General features: G+C 68.0%; 15 protein-coding genes and 3 pseudogenes. 10 read left to right on the forward strand and 8 right to left on the reverse strand.

Annotated elements, in window-relative coordinates; genetic code table 11:
* The 6 genes and pseudogenes from C6N31_RS23990 to C6N31_RS24010 form a co-directional block, all read right to left on the reverse strand.
* The coding region (locus tag C6N31_RS23990) for a cation-translocating P-type ATPase (protein WP_307811532.1) at positions 1-1846 on the reverse strand (1846 nt) is incomplete at its 3' end.
* Positions 1847-1925: 79 nt separating this feature from the next.
* Positions 1926-2306: a CBS domain-containing protein gene (locus C6N31_RS23995; protein WP_306665008.1), complete on the reverse strand. Its 381-nt coding sequence runs from the start codon at positions 2304-2306 to the stop codon at positions 1926-1928.
* Between the two features lie 29 nt (positions 2307-2335).
* A complete protein-coding gene (locus C6N31_RS24000) occupies positions 2336-2827 on the reverse strand; it encodes a hypothetical protein (RefSeq protein WP_198358134.1) in 492 nt (163 codons plus the stop codon).
* A gap of 139 nt (positions 2828-2966) precedes the next feature.
* Positions 2967-3139: pseudogene (locus tag C6N31_RS45645) on the reverse strand (transposase family protein); the annotation flags it as partial.
* Positions 3140-3277: 138 nt separating this feature from the next.
* On the reverse strand, positions 3278-3673 hold the full coding sequence (locus C6N31_RS24005; protein WP_198358243.1) for a hypothetical protein: 396 nt from the start codon (positions 3671-3673) through the stop codon (positions 3278-3280).
* 89 nt (positions 3674-3762) lie between these two features.
* A pseudogene (locus C6N31_RS24010) lies at positions 3763-3998 on the reverse strand (transposase family protein); the annotation flags it as partial.
* Positions 3999-4043: 45 nt separating this feature from the next.
* On the opposite strand from C6N31_RS24010, the gene C6N31_RS46955 reads away from it, so the two are divergent.
* The 3 genes from C6N31_RS46955 to C6N31_RS24020 all read left to right on the forward strand — a co-directional run bounded on the left by C6N31_RS46955 (position 4044) and on the right by C6N31_RS24020 (position 13308).
* Positions 4044-7145, forward strand: a complete 3102-nt coding sequence (locus tag C6N31_RS46955) for an NACHT domain-containing protein (protein ID WP_438817431.1) — start codon at positions 4044-4046, stop codon at positions 7143-7145.
* Positions 7146-8806: 1661 nt separating this feature from the next.
* Complete coding sequence (locus C6N31_RS24015; protein WP_269770811.1) at positions 8807-9703, forward strand: S-4TM family putative pore-forming effector; 897 nt, start codon at positions 8807-8809, stop codon at positions 9701-9703.
* Positions 9700-13308 (forward strand): tetratricopeptide repeat protein, encoded by a 3609-nt coding sequence (locus C6N31_RS24020; RefSeq protein ID WP_198358136.1) that lies wholly within the window; start codon positions 9700-9702, stop codon positions 13306-13308. The genes C6N31_RS24015 and C6N31_RS24020 overlap by 4 nt, the downstream gene beginning before the upstream one ends.
* Here C6N31_RS24020 and C6N31_RS24025 read toward each other — a convergent pair.
* Positions 13305-13769 carry a response regulator transcription factor gene (locus C6N31_RS24025; protein WP_198358137.1) on the reverse strand — a complete coding sequence of 155 codons (465 nt, stop codon included), beginning with the start codon at positions 13767-13769 and terminating at the stop codon, positions 13305-13307. The two genes, C6N31_RS24020 and C6N31_RS24025, sit on opposite strands and share 4 nt — an antisense overlap.
* A gap of 845 nt (positions 13770-14614) precedes the next feature.
* Here C6N31_RS24025 and C6N31_RS24030 point away from each other — a divergent pair.
* Complete coding sequence (locus C6N31_RS24030; RefSeq protein WP_198358138.1) at positions 14615-15706, forward strand: integrase core domain-containing protein; 1092 nt, start codon at positions 14615-14617, stop codon at positions 15704-15706.
* A gap of 26 nt (positions 15707-15732) precedes the next feature.
* A pseudogene (locus C6N31_RS24035) lies at positions 15733-16029 on the forward strand (DUF5655 domain-containing protein); the annotation flags it as partial.
* A 96-nt stretch (positions 16030-16125) separates the two neighbouring features.
* Here C6N31_RS24035 and C6N31_RS24040 read toward each other — a convergent pair.
* Positions 16126-16872 (reverse strand): DNA-methyltransferase, encoded by a 747-nt coding sequence (locus C6N31_RS24040; RefSeq protein ID WP_198358139.1) that lies wholly within the window; start codon positions 16870-16872, stop codon positions 16126-16128.
* A gap of 566 nt (positions 16873-17438) precedes the next feature.
* Here C6N31_RS24040 and C6N31_RS24045 point away from each other — a divergent pair.
* The 5 genes from C6N31_RS24045 to C6N31_RS24065 all read left to right on the forward strand — a co-directional run bounded on the left by C6N31_RS24045 (position 17439) and on the right by C6N31_RS24065 (position 22628).
* The gene (locus C6N31_RS24045; protein ID WP_198358140.1) at positions 17439-18578 is read left to right on the forward strand and encodes a C40 family peptidase; all 1140 of its coding nucleotides are present in this window, start codon (positions 17439-17441) and stop codon (positions 18576-18578) included.
* A gap of 86 nt (positions 18579-18664) precedes the next feature.
* Positions 18665-18973 (forward strand): DUF6112 family protein, encoded by a 309-nt coding sequence (locus tag C6N31_RS24050; protein ID WP_198358141.1) that lies wholly within the window; start codon positions 18665-18667, stop codon positions 18971-18973.
* Positions 18973-19677, forward strand: a complete 705-nt coding sequence (locus tag C6N31_RS24055) for a hypothetical protein (protein WP_198358142.1) — start codon at positions 18973-18975, stop codon at positions 19675-19677. The genes C6N31_RS24050 and C6N31_RS24055 overlap by 1 nt, the downstream gene beginning before the upstream one ends.
* A 30-nt stretch (positions 19678-19707) precedes the next feature.
* Positions 19708-21021: an SCO6881 family protein gene (locus C6N31_RS24060; RefSeq protein ID WP_198358143.1), complete on the forward strand. Its 1314-nt coding sequence runs from the start codon at positions 19708-19710 to the stop codon at positions 21019-21021.
* Between the two features lie 137 nt (positions 21022-21158).
* Entirely contained in the window at positions 21159-22628 is a 1470-nt protein-coding gene (locus C6N31_RS24065; RefSeq protein ID WP_198358144.1) for an SCO6880 family protein, read from the forward strand.
* Positions 22629-22635: the final 7 nt, after the last annotated feature.

Raw genomic sequence — 22635 nt, forward strand, 5'->3', positions numbered from 1 at the left:
CGGACTCCACGGAGATGCCCACGTCGGCGGCGTGCAGAGCCAGCGCGTCGTTGACGCCGTCGCCCAGGAACGCGACGTCACCGCCGGTCGTCCGCTGGATCCGGACGATACGTGCCTTGTGCTCAGGGCTGACCCGGGCGAAGACGGTGGTGCGCACGATCGCCGCGGCGAGTTCGGCGTCGTCCAGCGCGTCGAGATCCACACCGGTCAGCCCCCGTCCGGCCGGCAGTCCGAGGTCGTCGCAGACCTTGACCGCGACCGCGGGATTGTCCCCCGTGACGACTTTGACCGTGATCCCGAGACCGGCCAGCCTCAGCAGCGCCGCGGCCGCGTCGGGTTTGGGCGGGTCGAGGAAGACCAACAGGCCGGCGAGACGCAGGCCTCGTTCATCCACGGCAGTGGGCCGTTCCTCACCCACCGGGGTACGAGTGGCCACGGCGACCACGCGGTTCCCTGCGGCGAACTCGGCGGCCAGCGCTTCGCGGGCCGCGTCGGGTACGTCCACGCAGCGCTCCAGCACGCTCTCAGGAGCGCCCTTGGTGACCAGCGTCGTCACACCCGCGCTGTCACGCACCACGGCGGAGACCATGCGCCGGTCGTGGTCGAACGGCAGCAAACCGAGCCGAGTACTGCCCGCCAGGGTCCCGCGCAGGCTCTGCGACGCGGCCGACTCCCACAGGGCCGCGTCCAGCGGATTGCCTCCCACCGCCGGACCGCCCGCACCGCCGCTCTCCGTGCACAACAGTCCCCAGCGCAGCAACTCGTCCGCCGTGGAGCCGTCGGCGGGCAGCGCCCGCATGAAGTCGATCCGGCCTTCGGTCAGCGTGCCCGTCTTGTCGGTGAACAGCACATCGACGTCCCCGAGGTCCTCGATGCACACCAGCCGCTTGACCAGCACCTTCCGTCGGCTCATCCGCCGGGACCCGGCGGCCAGACTCGTCGACACCACGGCCGGCAGCAACTGCGGCGTGATCCCGACGGCGATCGCCAGCGAGAACAACAGCGCTTCCAGAAGCGGTTTGTGCAGCAGGACGTTGACGGCGAAGATCGACGTGGTCAGCGCACCCGCGACGTAGACCAGCAACATCGAGAACCGGCGCAGTCCGACTTGGAACTCGGTCTCCAACTGGTGCGTGCCCAGGCCCGCCGCGATCTTCCCGAACTCCGTAGCGGCGCCGGTGGTCACCACCACTCCCCGGCCGCTGCCGGCATGCACGACCGTGCCCATCAGAGCGCAGCCCGACAACTCGGCCAGCGGAGTACCGGACGGCACCGCGGACGTGCCCTTGGGCAGCGGAAGCGACTCACCCGTCAGGACCGACTCGTCGCACTCCAGACTGACGACGTCAAGAAGCCGGATGTCGGCCGGAACGATCTCCCCGAGCCTCAGCTCGACCACATCGCCCGGCACCAGCTCGGTGACGTCGACCTTGCAGGGGTTTCCGTCCCGCAGCGCCACCGCCTGGTGGTGGATCTGGCCGTGCAGCGCCTCGGCGGCCTTCTCCGCGCGGTACTCGTTCACGAAGCCGAGCCCCACCGACAGGGCCACGATGGCGCCGATGATCACGGCATCACCGCGTTGCCCGACGAAGTAGGAGGCCGTCGCCGCCGCGAGCAGCAGCCCCAGCAAGGGAGAGCGCAGCTGACGCCACAGCACCGCCGGCAGCCTGGCCCGGTGGGAGGTGACCGCATTCGGCCCCCAGGTGCGCAGCCGTTCGGCCGCCTCGCGCGCCGACAGACCGTCGCGCGTCGTATCCGCCGCCCGGAGGGCGTCGTCGCCGGACCGGCCGGCCGCCGCGGTGATTCCGGAACCGGTGGCCCGCGGTGCGGATGCGAGAACGGTCACGGGGTCGCCGGCAGCGCGGCCGACGGTTCCAGGGGGGCCGGGGCGTCGTCGACGTCGAAGAGCATCAGATCGTGGACGTTCACCACCCCGTCGACGCTCTCCGAGAGCCGGACCACGACATCAGGCCGACGGCGGTCTCGGGCTGGACACCTGTCCGGCCCGAGGGGCCGGCGAGCTGCCGGTGCCCCAGCGGGTCCGGCCGGGAGGCCTGATTCTGCAGCAGATCCCCCTCGGAGACGACACCGACCGGCCTGCCCTGGCCATCGACCACCGGCACAGCGCTGATGTCGTTGTCGGCCAGCATGCCGACAAGCTCCTTGAAGGAACACTCTGCGTCGGCGCTCACAACCTGGTGGGTCATGACATCTCGTACGGTGCGGTGCTGCACGGTCTCACGTCTTCTCGGCAGATGGATCAGGGGGCGACACGACCCGGCGGGAACCGGTCCCACCTTCCACATTGAGGCAGCCGGAGTGGGCGCAGCAGGGCCTACCAGGACCCTCCGGAGGTCCGACCGACCCCATCGACGGACGGTAGGGTGTTCACCCCACTCCACAAGCCGCCGCGCCGTCCGACCCGCACCGGCAGCGGCAGCGGCAGCACCGGCAAGGGATCAGATGGACGGTCGGGTCCTTCAACCGACTTCGGGTGTTTGCGGGTCTTGCTCGTACGTCGCCGGTCGCGGTGCCTCTTCCAGGCCAGGGCGCGCTGGATTTCCAGGTGGCTGAGGCCGGGGGCCGCCTTCAGGTCATCACGGGTGAGCGCCTGGGGCTGAGGTGCCAGTGCGCGGTCGATCTGCCCGGCCCACAGCTCCTCGGGCACATACGGACGGTTGCGGTACTCCTGCCGCAGGACGGCCAGGTGCTCGGGGGAGCAGGCGACGACCAGTCGCCGGCCGTCGCGCGCCGGGCTCTGGGCGTGGATCACGGAGGAGTCCGGGACGACGCCCAGCTGGCACCCCTCGGTGAGCCGTCGGCGCACAGGTCGCAGGTGCCCACCGGTGAGCGGTCCCTTCGCATGCCCGTACTCCTGCACCTTCCGTGCCCTGACGCACTTTCTGATCGTGCCGGTAGGGAGCAGTATGCCTGCCCCCCATCGGCACGAAAATCTGCCCTGGCCTGCTCTCGCCGGTGAGGCGGCGGACCATGAGGTCGGCCATGGCAGGTGGATCACGGCTTCGCAGCGGTGGGAAGGGTTTCGTAGTCACGCGCGAGACGCCGGTGGAGCATGGGCCTTCCATAGGTCTACTCGACAGCCCACCGTTTTCGGGATCGGGGCGAAGCCCCTGGTCCCGGCTCGGCCTGGAGTTCAGGATCTCTGAAAGGTTCTCCGTGGGAACTCGGGCTGTTACCTGCCGTTGTGCCGGGTTGTGACTTTCGGTTCGGCTCCTGATCGGTTCGAAGAGGAGTTACCGGGCGGGGATCGCGTACTTCACGGCGTGGTCTCGGAGAGGTCGAACAGCGTGCTCAGGTGGACTGGGTCGGCTCCGGTGGCGAGAGCCTCGCTGAGGACACGGTCGGCGCGGACCCGGTCGAAGCTGACACCGTGCAGGGTCAGTTGGCGTTTGAGGAAGTAGGTGCTGACCGGGAGTGCCGTTCGCGCAGCCGCCTCGTCGTACATCACCGACCACGCCGACGCCATCCGCTGGCCAGCCGCAGGCGAGGCACGCCTAGAGGAGTACCTCGCCCGCATCGATGACTCCCTGAACTCTACGTGCGGGATCAGATCGAGCGAGTGGCCCGCCTCGAGCGCGAGCGTGACGAACTGACCAGCCGGATGGAACGCACCCACCACAGCGACGTCGGCGTGGCGACTCGCCTCAATCACCTGTACACCACGACCCCTGGCCCCGCTCTGAAGCGCGTTGCAGATCTCCGCGTATGGACAGGTCAGGGCTCATTTGCGGAGGGTCTTGGTCAAGCGGCGAGGGCGAGGTTGTGCATGGGGCTACGGCTTGTACAGCGTGGTGGAGTCCGTCGCCGCGCTGTCGGCAGTCCCGGAGGATCTTGTAGTTCTTCATGCGGGCGAAGGCGTGCTCGACGCGGGCGCGGAGTTTTCGGTGCTCAGCATTGTCGGTCTCCTCACCCGGCAACAGCGCCCGGCCCGGCCGTTTGCGATGTGGGACGACGAGTCCGGTGTTGATGTACGCGCCGGGGTATGGATGAGGCGGGATACGCGTGAATTGGGGGATGATGGGATGTCCAGACCGCTGCGATACGCCGACGCCGTCCGACTGCTCGGGGGTAGCGGGCCGGTGGCGGCCGCTCTGGAAGGGGCGGTCGGAGAGGCGCTGACCATTACCGCAGGGCCCGTACCGGGCCTGGTTCTTGGCTTGTTCGGGGCTGAATCGCAGATCATTTCACTCAGCAGATCGCTGGTCAGCGGGCTTGGCGAGCGCTTGAGCGGTCTGGGCCGGTTCGGCCGCACCGAGCGCCTCGCCGCCGCGCACGCGGTGATCGTCGTGGCGGCGTACGGCGAGGCGCTTGCGGAGACCCCCTTCCCCTTCGACGTCGGCCAACTCACCGTCGGCCGGTTGGACGCGGTGCGGCTGGCAACAGGCGACGCACCACTGGACAGGCGGCTGGTAGACGTGGCCGACCACTTGTTGCGCACCGGGGTGCCGTTACCTGCCCCCCACCAGCCCTATGAGTCCACACTCCTTGCCCTCCGCGACTTCTACCACGCGGCATCCCGGCGGATGAGCGCCTTCGTGGCCGGCTGCGCGGTCTGGGACACCCTGAACGCAGCGGACCGGCAGCGGACCCAGGACCTGTTCGAGGGCCAGGTGCTGGACAGAGCGCTGGTCCGCTATGAGGAGCTGTACCGCCAACTGGCGGCACAATTCACTGAGCTGACGTTTTGGACGGACCGCACGGATCACCGGGCGACCCGCGAGAGCGTGCGGAGCCTGACCGACATCGTCACCCGCCTCGCCGAGGGCGGCGTTCCGCCCGCACGGCTCGCGGGACTGGGCCATGCCGGCGCCGCTGCGCTGGATGCTCCGGTGCTGGGCGTTGAGGAGGGCGCCGATGGGATGGCCATCCCCACCCTGCGCGAGGCCTATCTGAGTCCAGACTTCCGGATCCGTGAGTTCACCACAGGCGACGACCTGACAGTCGAGGAGGAGTGGGCGGCCCGTGACGTTCGACCGGGGCTCGACGCCTTCCTTGCTGATTTCCTCACCGCGCCCCAGGCCGTCGCCGCACCTGTACTCCTGCTGGGACAGCCCGGCGCTGGCAAGTCCCTCCTGACGAAGGTCCTGGCCGCCAGTTTGCCCGCTGCCGACTTCCTCGTGGTCCGGGTCACTCTGCGCGCGGTCCCTGCGGACGCCGACATCCAGCGGCAGATCGAAACAGCAGTGCGACAGTCCACCGGCGAGCGCCTCGACTGGCCGGACCTGGTGCGTGCCGCCGGGAACGCGCTGCCTGTGGTGCTGCTCGACGGCTTCGACGAACTCCTGCAGGCGACCGGCCTGAACCAGTCCGACTACATGGAACGAGTCGCCGACTTCCAGCGCCGGGAGGTCGGCTGCGGCCGGCCGCTCGCCGTCCTGGTCACCAGTCGGACAGCGGTCGCGGACCGGGCCCGGCTGACTCCCGACGGCGTCGCCATCCGAATCGAGCCCTTCACCCCCCGCCAGACCACCCAATGGTTGCAGATCTGGAACGGCCGCAACGCCGCCTACTTCGCCGATCGCGGTCTGCTGCCGCTGACACCACACCACGCCCTCGTCCAACCCGACTTGGCCAGTCAACCACTACTGCTGCTGCTGCTCGCCCTCTACGATGCTGAGGACAACGCGTTCCAGGGACAGACCCACCATCACCTGGCCAGTTACGAGCTCTACGAAAGGCTCCTCGCGCGCTTCGCCCGGCGCGAGGTCATCAAGCACGGGCCATCGCTTTCGGAGCAAGCGATAGCGAAGGCGGTCGAACTCGAACTGCTGCGGCTGTCGGTGGCCGCGCTGGCCATGGCCAACCGCGGACGCCAATGGGTCACGGGTGACGAACTCGACACCGACCTCAAGGCGCTGCTGCCAGAGGAGTCGCTCCCCGCGGCGGACGCGGGGCTGCGAGCAGGCCTCAGCCGCGGCCAAGTGACCGTCGGACGCTTCTTCTTCGTCCACCGGACCGAGGCCCTTCGCGATGCCGAGACACTGCACTCCTACGAGTTCCTGCATGCCACCTTCGGCGAGTACCTTGCAGCCCGGCTCATCGTCAGCGAGCTGACCGCCTTGGCGGAATCGGAGCGGGCGCAGGCTGGCCGCGTCCGAAAGCCGGCACTCGACGACACCTTCCTGCATGCGTTGTTGTCGTTCTCCGCGCTGTGTACCGGCCGTTACCTCCTCGGCTTCCTCGAGCAGGGGCTGCACGACCGTGCGGGCCACGTGGCGGACGAGACGCTGTCGCTGCTCCTGTCCTTGTTCAGGGAAGCGATGCAGGAACGCATAGCGGATGTCTACACCGACTACCGTCCGGCCCCACGCACCATTCCCGCACGGCATGCGCTGTACGCCGCGAACCTCCTCCTGCTGGTGCACGCCTTGGACAGGCATGTAACGGGGTGCGATCTCTTCCCGGACGCCCGCGACCCGGTGGCCGCGTGGCGCGGCATCGCTTTGCTGTTCAAGTCTCAGATGCTGCCGTCGGAGTGGACCGCGTTCGCCGGCCTGGTAGACGTGCGGCGGGTGTGGCAGGGCGAGCGCCGTGAGATCCAGGTGCGGCGCCTCGACCCCGCTGACGACGAGCGGCCTCTGACCGACTGTGCGGATCCGGTCACCCGCACACCCCCTTCCGCCCCGGATGTGTACTGGAGCCAGGGCTGGGGACCCTCCCACCGCTACCGTGACTTCTGCGGTTGGCGTCACCGCGACCACAGCCGTCTGGTTCACGACGCCGACCTGCTGTGTGACGAGGACACCGACGCGCTGCTGAACTTCGCCCGGGGCCTGGTGGACGCCGGTGACGGAGTCCTCCTCACCAGTTTCGCCGGGGTGAAAAGCGGCCGGGCACGCTCCGCCGCACAGGTACTGGTGGAGTTGTGGGAGACGGGCGAGTCGTTCTCCGCCTGCCACAGCGAGGCACTGTGGATCTGCCTGCACAGCCTCAGCCCACGCTCGCCGGGCACCCGCCATCGCTACCTCGACGTGGTCGGACAGCAATGGCGTAGGGCGGGTCGACCGCTGGACCCGCACTGGCTCGAAACGGCCCACTCCGTGATCGAGGCGGACGGCCGCACCGCGCGGCCGCGGCATGACCACGAAGCCATGACCCTGCTATACGAGCAGGCCCTTCAATAGAGGTCCAGCGCCGACCCGTCCCACTGCCTCAAGCGGCTGACGGCAGCATGATCAGGGAGCGGGTGATGCGGAGGAAATGCGTCGCAAGGCCGATACCCTCCCGCCGTCTTGCCCGACTGCGGCCGTAGGCTCCGGATCTCATTTCCGGCCACCGGTTTCCCAGCGAAGTGCAGCAACTGTGATCACACGATGCCGACCTCCGCGCACGTGTCGGGCTCGTAAAGTCATCGCTGCAGGTGGGCGCTGCTCTGAGCTAGTGGTGGGAGCTAGGATGCTGCGCTGGTGATCATCGCGCTGCTGTACGAGCTGCCCGGGGTCGCCATCCGGGTTTCCGCTATCCCAGGGTCTGAGCACCCCCACCGGAGGGCATCGTCTGGGCGTTCACGCCCTGCAATCACGTCGCCGCTCCTGACCCTGCCCCGGACCTGTGTTTCCCCCACCTTGTCGGCGCAGACGGCGACCGGCGCGGTCCGCCGGTGGCGCAGACATGGCGGCGAAGACTGCCTTGCAGACCCTGAGAGGTTCGGAGCTACGGGCCTGCGGCGAGCGGAGCGAGACGCCCTGATCTAGTAGAGAAACTCTGTCCCAAAGCCAACGGGCTTCCTAGCGGGAGCCGTTGAGAGCGTCCACGGCTTGGATCGCCACCCGGTGGTTACCTGCAACGAATCAAGTGAATCCCCACCCGAAGGGGCCCTGACCTGCGGAAAGACGGCAGCACACCGCGCCTCTCACAAGCTCTCACATTTGAGATCCGACAATACAGACATCAGAGGCCGCCTCCGCAATGCGGAGACGGCCTCTGACCTGCGCAAACACCGTCGGGACGACAGGATTTGAACCTGCGACCCCTTGACCCCCAGCGTCCGAGCCTGACGGACCGTATCCGCGGGTCCGGTGCAGTCCCGATCACCCAGGTCAGGTCCTGTTCCACGGGCACCGCCATGACGGCTGCTCCGACTCCATGACGCTCCGTCCGTGAGACGCCTGTGAGAGGGCGCTACGGGATCACCGGCCCTGCAGCTGTACCGCTCCGGGAGTCATCGCTGCAGATGAGCGGCCCTGCCCGTGGCTGTCAGCGTTGACTGCAATGCTGAGGTGATGATCGCGTCGCTGCTGTTCCGCGCCGCCCGCAGCCTGCTGCCCACACCAAAGGTCCTGCTGCGCCGGAACAATCGCAGCCAACGACCTCACGGGATTGATCAAGGGCCTTGGAGGTGTTGGCTTTCGGTACGCCTCTGACTGGACCGCCACGAAGCTCCGTTGGGGTCTGACCGTCACTGGCGCCGAGTAGGCCGCTCCCAACAAAACCTGTGCCGGGAGACCGGTACCAGCCGGGCCATCATGAACCGGGCACCCATCCTCGCTGGGTAGACCAGCATCTCGCTCAGTACGCCAGCGCAAGCACGCCACGCACCCATGGCGACACCTCGATGCTGCCAGCCCCGGCGTCCACGAACCCGCCCTCGCCTGGGCGTCCTCGCACGCAGAGGCCTTGCCGAGACGGCCGGAGGTGGGTGGGGGCGGCACTCGAAGTCCCACGCCTGCAGCGGTATGTGGGGCCCGTGGCGGGCACACCGTCAGTTAGCGGAGACAACTGACCGTACCGCTTGGGATACCAGACGTGTGAAACTCACTACGTAGATCTGCAGACGGGGGAGACGTTGACGACCACTCATCCCATTTCGGACCGGCAGGAGAGCGTCGCAGCCATGCGCGTACTCAAAGCCATCGCCGTGGCTCACCTCCGCAACCAGCGGGCGCAGACGCTGAGCTTGGGCGTTTCGATCGCCTTGGCAGCCGCCGGCCTCCTGGCGGGCTCGGGTTCGCGGTACGGCACCGCAATCACCCTCGGTGGCACTCTCTGGGCCGCGCTCTACATGGGATGGATGGCGCCTTGGGCCGAGCGATACCTGCGGATCGCCGCGACTCTTCAAGAGATGTTTGACGCCGACGTACTTGGCCTGCCGTGGAACAGCGTCGCGGTCGGCAGCCGGATCGGCGACGACGAGGTGAGCCGACTCAGCCGGCGCTTTCGCGGCGGCGAGGACCGGCTGCGGGACTACTACCTCGTGGCAGACGCTGCCGCGCCCTACGACGTGCTCTTCTGCCTGGAACAGAACCTGGCCTGGGGATCCCGGATTCGGCTTCGCTTCGCCCAGCTGATGCTCGGTGTGCTGGTGTTGTGGTCCACGGCGGGTGTCCTGCTTACCCTCGCCACCGCCGCGACGGTAAGTCAGCTGGTTACCGGGTGGTTCGTTCCCTCGCTCGGCCTGTTGCTCCTGTGTCTGGGGATGTATCGCACGCAGAAGGCGAGCATTCATGAGCGGCTGCGCGTCCTTGGGTTGGTGCGTGCGGTCATTGACGACCCCACGTTGCCGGTGATCGCCACACCGGGCGCGCTGACCTGTTTCGCCCGCCAGGTGCAGGACACGCTCTATCAGATGAGGCGGCTCCAGCCGCGCCTGCCGACCTGGTACTTCCGGCGTTACCACGACCAGGACAAGGGCGATTTCCAGATCAGGATGCAAGAGCTGGAATTGAGGTTCCCTCGGTCATGACCACCCTGGAGGAGCTCACTCGCGAGTTCGGAAACGCTGCCGTCGCGTCGGCAATCATCGAGTCTCTGCTCGAAAATGGCCTTGAGATCCGTAGCGGCAGCATCGAGACACGCCGTCGCGGCTACACGGGGGCGCGGCTGGCGAAGGCGCAGTTGGCTAACGTCAAGGGGCCGCCCAAACCACGTTGGTGCGTGATCAAATTCTGTCCCCCGGTGCCGGTGAACCGCCAACGTGAGGGTGGGCTCCACTCTGCGGCCTTGCAGGAGGCGCCCACGGAATTCCGCCAACGGCACCTCACCGAGATCGCCTTTCCGCCGGTTACATGTCCCCAGGGCGTCCTCGTCATCGGCCAGTCCATTGCCGACGGCATTCCGCTGGGGATTGTGGAACTCGATCAACTTGCTGACGCCTGCAAGACGATCTGGGGCGAGATGCTCTTCGGGTGGACTGGTGACTGGTACGACAGCGAGCAGTCGACGGTGGCTGAGCTGCTGAAGTGCGAACTAGGCGACAGCTTCAAGGTTGGCGGGTGGCTACGCGGTTGGGCGCAACATCGCGGTCTGCTCGAGCCTGCCTTCCTGAAGCTGCCGGACGAGAAGGAGCCGCTGCCCAACCCATGGCGGCTGTTCGACGAGGACACACCCGCGACACGAAGGAAGATCGACTATCTGGTGGGCCGGACACACGGCGATCTGCACGGAGACAACGTCCTCGTACCCAGGCACGACGGGACCGTCGATCCGGCTGGCTTCCGGCTGATCGATCTCGCCACCTACAACGCGCGGGCGCCGCTGAGCCGGGATCTCGCCACCCTGCTGATCTCGCTCTGCTGGCGCGAGATCGGGGCGTCCTCTCCGGACAGCCGGTCGACGTTTCTCACCTATCTGGAGCGTGACAAGCACGACGGGCGCCTCGACGACGGCATGCCCGCGAAGGTTCGAAAGATCATTGACGCGCTTCGGGAGCCTACACGTCAGTTCGTTATAGGGAAGAGCTGGGATTCGGAGCAATGGTATAAGCAGCTGAAGGTGTCCCTACTCGCCCAGGCGATGCTGCACAGCGCATACACGGCCGGCACACCGGATGCTCGTCGCTGGTGCGCACGGTTGGCAGGCCGGCTTACCCGGGTTCTGCTCGGGCCGATGGACTCACAGGCAGCCCTGCCTAAGCCCTTCGACGCGGCAGAGGTCCTCGGGGCGACTGGCACGGTGGCGACACGGGCAACCGGTCGGCCGACGCGTGGCGGATCCGTCTTCGTCAACCGCACGGATCAGCGGAGGCGTCTCCGCGCGGCGCTGGACGATCAGGCCACCTCCGTCATCGTGGTCAGCGGCCCGGCCGGGATAGGCAAGACGGCGCTGGTGCGCGAGGTGCTCGCTGACTTGGGCTGGGCCGATCCGGACGACGAGTCCTCGGCGGTACGCTGGCACGACGCCACACCGTACGGGGAGATCGGTGTGCCGACCCTGATCGAGGACATCGAGCCACCCGGGTCGGGGCAGGTAGCCGGCCCGTTCGCGCGGGCACGCCTGGAGATCGCCCTGGATGGCCTTGACGGAACTGGTGGCTTCCGGCCGGTGATCGTGATCGACTCGGCGGAGAACCTCCTCAACGATGGGCACGCTCTGCGCGACTCAGAGCTCGACCTTGCGCTGGAGGCCGTGCAAGGTCGGCCGGACCCCCTCGTCAAGGTCGTTTTCGTGACGCAGCACGTGCCCGAGGCGACGACGGGCGTGGCGTGGACGGAGAAAGCGTTCCATGTCAGCCTCAGGGGACTCAAACCACCGTCTCTGCGGGAGTATTTCGCCGTACTTGATCCGACCGGAAAGTATGGCCTGGCCGTCCTGCCGGAGGAGGATCTGCGGCGCATTCACGGTCGTCTGGCGGGCAACCCGCGGCTCGCCGAGGTGCTCTATGCGGTCCTCAGCAGCGATCCGCCGGGGCTACAGGTCCATGAGATCGGAGCGTGGTTGTCTTCTGTGCCGGCGAGCGAGGTGCACCAGCGCTTGGTACACAAGTTCGTCGACCGCCTTCCCGCTGAACAGCAGCGGGCGGCGGAGGGTCTGGCCGCGCTCGGCCTTCCGGCCGGCACCGAAGCCATCATCGGCATCCTGGAGCCGTATGTGCCGGCGACACGGATTGAGCCGGCCTTGCGGGCGCTTGTAGCGGCCGGTCTCGTCCTGGAGCGCCGGGACGGCCGCCGGTACCTGCGAAAGAGCGAGATCGGGGCGGTCCTCAGCCGCCTGGCCGCTGGTGATCGATGGGCGGACGAGGGCGAGCCGCCGACTCGACGCGACCTCCTCCTGCGAGCGGCCGGGGTGTTGCAAAGCATGCAGAAGGACGAAGACGACGTCCACGGTATGGTCGACCTGGACGTCCACTTCGCACGCGTCGACGTCTGGCTCCGGGCCGGATTACCCGAGTACGCGCACAGCCTCATCGAGTCGATGGACGAACTGGTGCACCTCTGGGGCGGCGGCGCCGAGCTGCGTACCCAGCGGGAAGCCGTGCGTGGTCGGCTCGGTGACGATCGAGAAGGCGAGATGGTGAACCTCGCCGGACTAGGGAACATCTACTCGTACAGCGGCGATTTCCCCTCTGCTCTGTCGGCTTACAAGGCCGCGCTCGCTATCGCCAAGGAGGAGCAGAATCGTGAAGCGATACGCCGCATCCACATCGGCATGGGCGTCATGTTCTGGGAACATGGCCACCTCGCGGAGGCTGAGAAGCGCTACGGATGGGCGTTGGCGTTGGCCGGCGAGGACGACGACGGCGGCGACCGTGCCGCCGCATTGATCGGATTGGCCGACTGCCGACAGCGGCAGGGCAACTATCGGCGCGCGATCACCGATGCCCTCTCGGCTTTCCGAGTGGCCCGCGAGGCCGATCCCGAACTGGCGTCCAGCGCCGCGCTGCGGCTGACACGGTGGTACGCCGAGCTGAACGAAATCCGAGACGCGCTGACGATGCTAGCCAGGTGCGACGAGCTGGTCACGGCCCGCCCCGATCCCTCGGTGCAGGCGGACCTGCTCAGCTCGACGGCCGAGCTGTACCTCTATCAGGGCAGATACAGCGAGGCGCGATCGGCGGTCGAGCGGGCAATCGCCATCGCGCGCGATCACCGAGATCCGATCAATCTGGGACGGTCGCTCACCGTACTGGCACTCACTCACGTACACATGGACGATCTCCCTGCGGCCCGAAAGGCGATCGAGGAGTCGGCCCGCTACCGGGTAGCCGGCAAGGAAACCGCGGAACTCGCTCTGCGGGGGATCATCGCGCACCGCTCAGACCTTCCTGGGACTGCGAGGGATCTCTTCCAGCAACTCCACGACGAGACGAGCAATCGCACCAGGGCGGATGCGAACGACCTGGCCGCATGGGACTTCACTGGGATCGCCCAGTGTTTTTCGGTCCTCGTCGACGGTGCAGAACCTGCGACGGCGCTAGAGGCGTTCCGTCGGGCACGGCCGGAGCCGGCTGAGCGGACGCCCGGGCTGGACGACCGGCTGAGGTTCATGGTGGAGACCTTGGCCAATAGAGACGCACACCTCGAGCCGGTACTCACGGAGCTGGCGCGCATGCGACCAGGGCGCGCCGGTTAGCTCTCGAACCAGCCCTTGTCGTGCGCCAGCATGATCGCCTCTAGGCGGGTACTGACGCCGATATTCTGGTAGAAGGCCCGGAGCAGCCGGTACATCGCTCGCTCCGAGTAGCCGGTCTCCAAGGCCAACCGGGTCATGGTCCAACCATCGGAGAGCCGGCGCAACCAGAGGATTTGCTCCGCGGAGGGAGCCGACCCGCGTGGGGCCCGGCCGGCCACCAAGAGATCGGCCACATCGGCCGGCATGACGGCCTCGCCGGCAAGGGTCGCGGATACCGTCCGTTGGAGCGCCGACACCGACGCCTCGCGCGCCACCACCGACCGGGCACCGGCCCGCATTGCTCGCACGCCCAGGGAGGCATCGTCGGCGGAGGGCAGCGCGACGACGAGTGGGCGGGGTCGCAGGCAGCAGAGAGCGGCCAGCCGATCCAGGTCCTCTTCGGAGCGGACGGTCAACAGCACCACCCCGCCCGGACGTTCGCGTAACCAGGCTTCGACGTTCGCAGGCTCCTCTACTAGGTGCCCCAGGCTCGACAATGACGCTGCGACGCCACGGCGGAACATCGGCAAGGGGTCCAGGACCGCGACATGAACGGTTGCCGTGACCTGAACCTCCCCTGCGACTGAAGCGCTACTGGTCGGAACGCAGCCGACAGCTTAGGGCTTGGCAGAACCCCGCCAGCGGACGGTCATAGTTGCGCACGATCAGTCATGGACCTGCAACGCTCCGCTCGCCTAGCGTCGGATCATCCGACGACGCTTGGGGGAAGTGCGCGTGGTCTACTCTGACAATTCTGGTCGTCGCATTCGTCGGCCCGTCCGGCGCCGCACCCCACCGACCGATAGCGGACTCGACGACGCCAAGACCCGATACATCCGCCAGGTCGCAGCGGAAAACCCCAGGTTCACGCCCGACGAGGTGCACGCAGAGATCTACTACGGCCGGCACCGCCACGACATTCCCAAGGACATGGTCCGCAGGGTCCTCGCCAGGCCTCGTGCCAAACTTTCGCTGTGGCCCTTCCGCCGTTGACGATGGCGTGGGAGCCCGACTTATGGACGGCGGGCCGGATGTGATCGGTGATAGTCATACCAACTGAGGGCGACAGCTACCAGCCGCGCTGGCCAGCCAAACCACCAACTCGTGGAGTGCCACAGCCGGAATCGATGCGGATCAGTGCCTGACACTGCGGGTGCCGATAATTCATCCGCCCAGGTCACGGCCTTGATCGCTGGCCTCCGGAGCTCCCTGCTCCTCGGACCGACGCCCTCACCCACTCTGTGCGCAGAGGGCATCATGATCTGTCGTGCTGCTCCGCCTGGCCTACCTCGCCGCGATCAACGCCTTCGCCTTCCTTCGGCTGCTGCCGATGAGCGACCGCGACAAGGACATCGAGATCCTCGCTCTGCGGCACCAGCTGCTGATCCTGCAACGCCAGGTCGGCAAGCCCGCCTTCACCGACACCGATCGCGCAATCCTCGCCGGTCTGCTCCACCATCTCCCGATGGGCAAGCTCCGCCAACTCCTGCTGCTTGTACGTCCAGAAACTGTCCTGCGCTGGCACCGCAACCTGCTCAAACGGCGCCATGCTGCGACCTGCGTACCGAAGCGGCGTGGACGCCCACCCACGATCCGCTCGATCCGCGCCCTGGTCCTGCGCCTCGCCCGCGAGAACCCCTCGTGGGGATACCGCCGCATCCACGGCGAACTCGCCGCTCTGGGCATCAGGGTCGCAGCCTCCACCGTCTGGGAGATCCTCAAGGAGCACGGCATCCCACCCGCGCCGGAACGAGCGACAATGACGTGGGCCGACTTCCTTCGCGAGCAGGCCGGCGCCCTGCTCGCCTGCGACTTCTTCGAAACCCGCACCCTCACCGGTGCACACCTGTACGTCTTCGCCGTCATCGAGCACTCCACCCGGCGCATCCGGATCCTGGGCGCAACCGCACACCCCACCGCACAATGGGTCGTGCAGCTCGGACGCAACCTCGTCATGGACCTCGAAGACGCCGGCAGCAAGGCCAGCTTCTTGATCCGCGACCGCGACTCCAAGTTCACGGCCGCCTTCGACGCCGTGCTCGCCGACGCCCGATTCGGGATCGTCAGGAGCGGCGTCCGGATACCGCGCATGAACTCCATCATGGAGCGCTGGATCCAGACCTGCCGGCGCGAACTCCTCGACAGAACACTGATCTGGAACCAGAGCCACCTTCTGCACGCGCTCCGAGAGTTCGAGACCTTCTACAACCAGCACCGACCGCACCGCGCCCTGAAGCAAGCCGCCCCACTCCGCCCACTACCCGAGCCGATCAGCGTGCCAGGACACATCAGGCACCTGAAGGTCCGCCGACAAGACCGACTCGGCGGAACCCTCCACGAGTACCAACATGTCGCTTGACCAGCCCGGATGATTAATCGGCACCCGCAGAGTTGGATGAGGCCCTCACCGCGTGGGGCGAGGTGGAGGTGGCGCCGCTGCGGCACTACGTCGCCTACCGGCGGATGGTGAACCTTGCCTCGGTGATCTTCCGGCCGAAGCACGCGGCGATCCTGGTCTACCTCAGAGTCGACCCGGACACGGTCGAGCTGGACGAGGGCTTCTCCCGTGACATGCGTGGCATCGGTCATCTCGGAACGGGCGACCTGGAGGTGCGAATCACCTCGGCGGCCGACCTGGAGAAGGCTGAGCCGTTGATTCGCCGGGCGTTCGAGGCGGCCTGACGCAACGGAGAGGGCGGCTGGTGCATCGGTTTCTCGATGCTCCAGCCGCCCTTTTGCGTTTGTGGTCACTCGGCCCCGGTCTGGTCGGTCTCATGCTCATGCCTCCGGTCCTGCCAGGTCGAAGTCGTCCTGGGTCAGCTCCGCGCGGAGCCTGCGCTCGGCGACGTCGGCGTAGTGCGAGGACAGCTCGACGCCCACGAACTGCCGGCCCTCGCGCAGGGCGGCGACGCCCGTGGAGCCGCTGCCGGCGAAGGGGTCGAGGACGGTTCCGCCCTCGGGACAGACCTGGACGAGCTGCTGCATGACCTCGACGGGCTTCTGGGTGATGTGGACCCGTCCCTTGCGAGGCTGGGAGGCGATGTAGTGACCGGGCAGGTAGAGGTCGCGGGTGTTGTCGAGGGAGCCCTTAACACCCCAGATGATGAACTCGGAGTCCTGCTTCGGCCCGCCCTTGCGGGGCCGGCTGGCGGGCTTGATCCAAGGGATGGTGCCGCTCCAGGTCCACCCCGACATCTGCAGGGCGTCGGAGGTGGTCGGCTCCTGGCGCCAGTCGGTGAAGACCATGGCGACCGCGTGCTCAGTCGAGGCCCGGTACGCCTCGGTGAGCAGTTCGGTCAGCCAGGAGCGGTAGGAACGCTGGTCGCGGTTCTCGCCGGGGAAGTTCTGCAGGTCGTGCGCGGAATTGCTGGTGACGTACTTGGCGCGTGCGGTGCGGCCGGTGCGGTCCGAACTGGTGCGTCCGCCGGAGTTGTACGGCGGGTCGGTGATGACGGCGTGGACGCTCTCGTCGGGCAGGGACTTGAGCACGGTAAGAGCGTCGCCTCGATGCAGCGTGTAGCTCATGTGCAGGGCCTCTTTCAGGGCATAGACGGGTGTTTCCCCTGCGAAGGGTGTCCCGACGGATCTCCTTCGGTGTGGGGCTGCGCCGGAGGTTAGCCGGTTTTTCCGGCAGCGCCGTTGAGCGGCCGGGGTCCTTCGAGGGCTCGTTTGGCGCGACCGGAATTCGCGTCTACTGTCTGGCCACGTCACCGAGTCGGAACCCAACTCCACCCCGGTTGACCTGTGTTCTTTTGTGTTGCCGCGTCCATATGAGCGGTGCGGAGGTCACGTTCATTTCCCTGTTCCCGCCCGTTGAGGAGGTCCTGTGTACCGGCGGAGATTACGAGCGCGGCTGGCTGCCGCGCAGGATCTGAGACCGGCGTCCGGGAGCTACCAACTCCTCTGACCCGGGCCCGCCCCCGTGGGGCGGATTCACACCGGCGCGGTGCCGGCGGCTTTGCACGAGGAGCCGGCACCGCGCCTCCTACAACCCCGCAAGGAGCCGCAGCGATGCTGCACGCCCTGACACACCCACGCCCCAACCCACCACCGTTCGCCCGCGCTGTTCGCCCCGGCACGGGACAGCGGCGATGAGCAAGACCGCTGGAGCCGCAGTCGGGCTGCTCGCCGCAGTACCGATGCTCTTCGCTGTTCCGATCCTGGCCATCGCAGCCGGAAGCGCCTCCGCCTCATGCCACAGCGACGGTGCACAGGATGTGGATGCCGCGGCCGTGGCCGAGCAGGTGACGGCGATCCTGAACGGCGGCGGCAAGGGCACCGTCGCTGTTGCCGGCTTGGACGAACCGGCGGAGCAGATTCCATATGTCAAGACCATCCAGGCCACCGGTGTCGCGATGCACCTCCCGGTACGAGGGCAGATCGTGGCCCTGGCGACAGCTTTGCAGGAGAGCGGCCTGCACAACCTGACCTACGGCGACCGCGACAGCCTGGGGCTGTTCCAACAGCGCCCGTCGCAGGAGTGGGGAACCGCGGCGCAGATTCTCGACCCGGTACACGCCAGCACCAGCTTCTACACGGCCCTGAAGGAGGTGTCTGGGTGGGAGTCGATGACGGTCACCCAAGCCGCCCAGGCGGTGCAGCGCTCCGGCTTCCCCAACGCGTACGCCAAGTGGGAGCCACTGGCCACGGCGCTGCAGACGGCGATTGCTCCGCTGCTCAGCCCCAGCGGCGACTCGCCCTCGCCCAGTCCCACAGGTTCTGGTGCTCCGCCTGCTGCCGGTAGTACCGGAACCGGTTGTGGCACGGGGAGTGACTGGCACGACTTCGGAACCATCCCTGCCGGGTCAGTGCCCGCCGAATACGTCATCCCGGCAGACGCGCCACCGAAGGTGCAAACGGCGATCCGCTGGGCCATGGGCCAACTCGGCACTCCATACCAATGGGGCGGCACCTGCACGGACTCCCACGGGCCGGACCCGATGGGCCGCTGTGACTGCTCCTCGCTGATGCAAGGGGCCTACAAAGCGGCCGGGATCACCCTGACCCGGACAACCTATACGCAGGTCACCGAGGGTCACGCGGTGTCGGTCGATGCGCTGCGGCCCGGCGATCTGCTGTTCACCGAGGGCACCGCCCAAGTCCCCGAGCACGTAGGCATGTTCATCGGCTCGGGCCTGATCATCCAGGCCCCGCACACCGGCGACGTGGTCAAGATCTCGACCCTCGCCTCCTGGAAGCCGCAGATCCTCGCGGCCCGCCGACTCCTCTGACGGCGCTTCCCTCCCTCCCCCTTCACCGCACTGCCGCACCGCCCCTCCCGGGCTTTGGCGCGCCCTCATTCGAACTGGAATTCCCTATGTATCTCGCTGACAAGGCCCTACAGCTCGCCTATGACCCCGGAATCAAGCCCAACGAGGGCGGACTGCCAGGACTGTCGGTTCTCAAGCAGGTGATCGGCTCGATCAACCTGTTCGGGCTGGTCGCCGTGGTCGGTGCCCTCGCGGTCAGTGGGTGCGTGTGGGCTTGGGGCCACCACTCCGGCGGTCACCAAGCTGAAGCCAACGGGAAGAAGGGCGTGCTCGTCGCTTCGGCCGCAGCCCTCCTGCTGGGCGCGGCGAACGGCGTGGTCGTGTTCTTCTCGAACCTGGGAACGCAGGTCCACTGATGAAGAAACGCTTCCTCTCCTCCGTTTCCTCCAGCGATGAGGCCGGCGGCGCATCACGCGTGCGCCGCCGGGCGCTGCTCGGCACCGCCCTCTTGGCCGTCCTCGTCGTCCTCGCCGGACTGGGTGCCTACCTCACCCGCGACGGCCGGAACGAATCCAAGGTCCCTGCACAGCAGTCGAGTTCTCCGTCTGTCTCCCCGTCGGGCACTGGGTCATCGGCGCCCACGGCCGGGAGCCGGGCTGTGCTGCCTGTGCCGCCGTCCACACACGATCCGATCGTCTTCGGGAAAGCGGCAGCCGTTGCGCTGTGGTCCTACGACACCCGCTCCTCGTCCCAGCCGGAGCTCCTGGCTGCCCTGCACAACTGGTTGACCGGCGAGGCCAAGTACGCCGATGCGGCTTCGGTCGATCGACTGGTTGTCTCTCCAGTGCTGTGGGGGCGGATGGCCGACAACGGCCAGCACGCCACCGCCACCGTGAACGAGGGTCACTTCCCCGAAGCGTTCACCCGGACCCTGCAGGCGGATCCCGGCGCGATCACCACCGCGTACGTCTACGCCGTGACGGTCTCCGGCAAGCAGGCCATCGCCTGGACCGGATCACCCACCGGTGGTGCTGAAAATCGCGTGATCACCCTCGCGGTCCAGTGCCGCCCCTCGCAGCCCTGCGCCCTGGCCGGTGTCCTGCCGGCCGTCGCGCCCTGACCCCGCCCCGAACAGAAAGGAGGTACTGCCATGGGAGTCTGTGACCTCCCCCTGATGGGCAGCGTCTGCGACGCCGTCGATTTCGTCAGCAACCCCGCGGGAACCGTCACCGACGGCATCGGCGCGTGGATCGCGAAATCCGCAGGAGAACTGGCGGCCAGCGCCGCCGACCTCGCGGCCAAGGCCGTCAACGAAACCACCGCCATCAACCTCAACGCCCCGTGGTTCCGCGAGAACTACGAGCTGCTGCTACCCATCGGTCTCGCCCTGACCGTGGGCACGTTCTGCCTGCAGCTGATGTCCGCCGCCTGGCGACGCGACGAACGCGCCCTCGCCCAAGCCGTCATCGGCACGATGACCGGCGTCCTGTTCTCCTTCTGCGCCATCGCCTTCACCTCGGTGGCCATCACCGTGGTCGACGCACTGTCCGACGGGTTGTTCCAAGCAGCCAACACCTCCACCGACGACGCGATCCGCCGCGTCATCAAGGTCAACGAACTGGGGGCGATGTACGGCCTGGGCTGGACGGTCCCAGCCGTGGTCGCCGTGGGCTGCGCGATCGGCGCGTTCATGTACTGGGGCGTCATGGTCGCCCGCAAGGTCGGCGTCCTGGTCCTGGTCGCCCTCGCGGTCTTCGCCGGATCCGGCGGCGGCTGGGAGGTCGCCAAACGCTGGCGGCGGGGCTGGATCGAAGCCACCGCCACCCTGGTCGTCTCGAAGCTCCTGATGACGGTGGTCTTCCTGATCGGCGTCTCCGCGATGGGCAAGTCGGACCCGCAGGACGGCATGGCCGCCCTGTCCGACGCGATGGCCGGCATCGTCGTCATGATCCTGGTGCTGCTCTGCCCGTACACCACCTACAAGTTCGTGCACTGGGCCACCGACGGCAGCGGCCACGACGACCTGCATCGCACCGGCGTCGCCGGGATAGCTGTCGCCGCCGGAGCAGCCAAGACCGCGGGCAGCCTCGCCATGCAGGCCAGCACCGGCACCCCCGCCCCCCAGGGACCCAGCCAGGTCCCCGGCACCGGCGCCGATGGCGTCGCCTCCGGCATCGACCCCTCCGGCAACACCAGCGAAGAGGGCATCGACCCCGGACCGCCGCAGCCCCAGACCAACTTCCGCTTCGGCGAAGACCCGGGCGCACCGGGTGACAAGGGCCAGCCCCTCATCCAGCGCCCCGGCCTCCCGCCGCTGATCAACCGACCTGCCGAAAGCCCTGATGGCGGACCTACCGCCCAGCCCGCTATGGCACCGCCCACGCCCGAAACCGGTCCGCCAGCGACCGGCTCCCCGTCCCCCACGAGCTGGGTCTTCCCCACCCAGCCACCGTCCGGGTCCTAACCACCACCCCGGGGGCGGGCTGCAGCGCACCAACGTGCAGCCCGCCCCCACTCCCCCACAACGGAGTCCCTCGATGACCTCCAGAAGAGCGCCGCGCCCGTGCCCTTCCCCGCCCGTTCCCACTGTTTGGAACCGCCATGCCCGACAACCTCCAGGCCGTAGCCGCGGCCACCGTGAAGTTCCCCCACCGCTCCCGCCGCGGCGTCCTGCTCGGCCTGACCGTCCCGCAGCTGCTCGTCGTGGGCCTCACCGGTCTGCTGCTGCTCGCCGTCATCCTCACCAGTGGTGTGGTCGGCGCGCTTGAACTCATCCCCCTGTGGGCCGCCATCGCCCTGGGCGTCTTCCTCCTCCACCGCGGCAGGTCCTTGGCCGACTGGGCACCGATCGTCACCCGCTACCTGCTGCGTCGGTTGCGCGGTCAGCTGATCTGGCTGACCCGTCCCGCGCACCGCCCGGTGCGCGAGGGTCTGCTGCACCTGCCCGGCACCGCCGCCAGCCTGCGCGTGGTCACCGCCCCCGACCGCCGATACGGCGCGGTCCACAACCCGCACACCGGAACACTGACCGCCGTCGTCAAGGTCTCCTCCCGCGCCTACGCCCTACTCGACCCCGTCACCCAGAACCGCAACGTCTCCGGGTGGGGTCGCGCGCTGGCCGCGCTGGCACGCACCGGGCAGGTCGCCCGGATCCAGGTCATCGAGCGCACCGTGCCGGACTCCGGCGACGCGCTGCGCCGGTACTGGGCCGAGCACGGCAACCCCCACGCCCCGATGGCAGGGAAGATCTACAGCGAGCTGATCGCCTCCGCCGGACCGGCCGCCGCCCCGCACGAGGCGTACGTCGCGATTTCCCTGGATGCCAAGGCCGCACGCCGGTTGATCAACCAGGCCGGTGGCGGCCTGACCGGAGGGTTCAGCGTCCTGTCCCAGCTGACCTCGACGTTCGACCAGGCTGCCCGCACCGCGGGACTCAACCCCACCGGCTGGCTGTCGGCAACCGAGATCGCGGCCGTCGTCCGGACCGCCTACGACCCCGCCTCCGGTGCGGCCCTCGACCGCTGGTCCGCCTCTGGCCGCCCCGCCGCCGACCCTGCGGCTGCCGGCCCCGTGGTCGTCGTTGAGAAGGCCGACCACATCGCGACCGACACCGCGTTCCACACCACGTACTGGGTGGAGAACTGGCCCCGCATCGAGACCAGCGCGGGCTTCCTGCACCAGTTGCTGTTCACCGCCGGGGTGCGGCGGACGATGTCGCTGTCCTACGCGCCGAAGGGCCTGGATGCCGCGCTGCGCGATGTCCAGCGCAAGAAGTCGTCCGTGATCGCGGACGCCGCCGAACGGGCCCGGCGCGGCCAGGTCGACTCCGAGGCCGACTCGATCGAGTACCAGGACATCAAGACCCGCGAACGCCAGCTCATCGCCGGCCACGCCGATGTCGCCCTGACCGGCCTGATGACCGTCTCCGCCGACTCCGAAGAGCAACTGCGCTCCGCCTGCGCCGTGGTGGAGACCGCGGCGGTCGGAGCCCAGCTCGACCTGCGCCCGCTCACCTGGCAGCAGGCCGAAGCCTTCACCGCCGCCGCCATGCCCCTCACCCTCGCCGCCTAACCGGCCA

Origin of the sequence: Streptomyces fildesensis, assembly GCF_016107395.1 — a bacterium.
GTDB classification, from domain to species: domain Bacteria; phylum Actinomycetota; class Actinomycetes; order Streptomycetales; family Streptomycetaceae; genus Actinacidiphila; species Actinacidiphila fildesensis.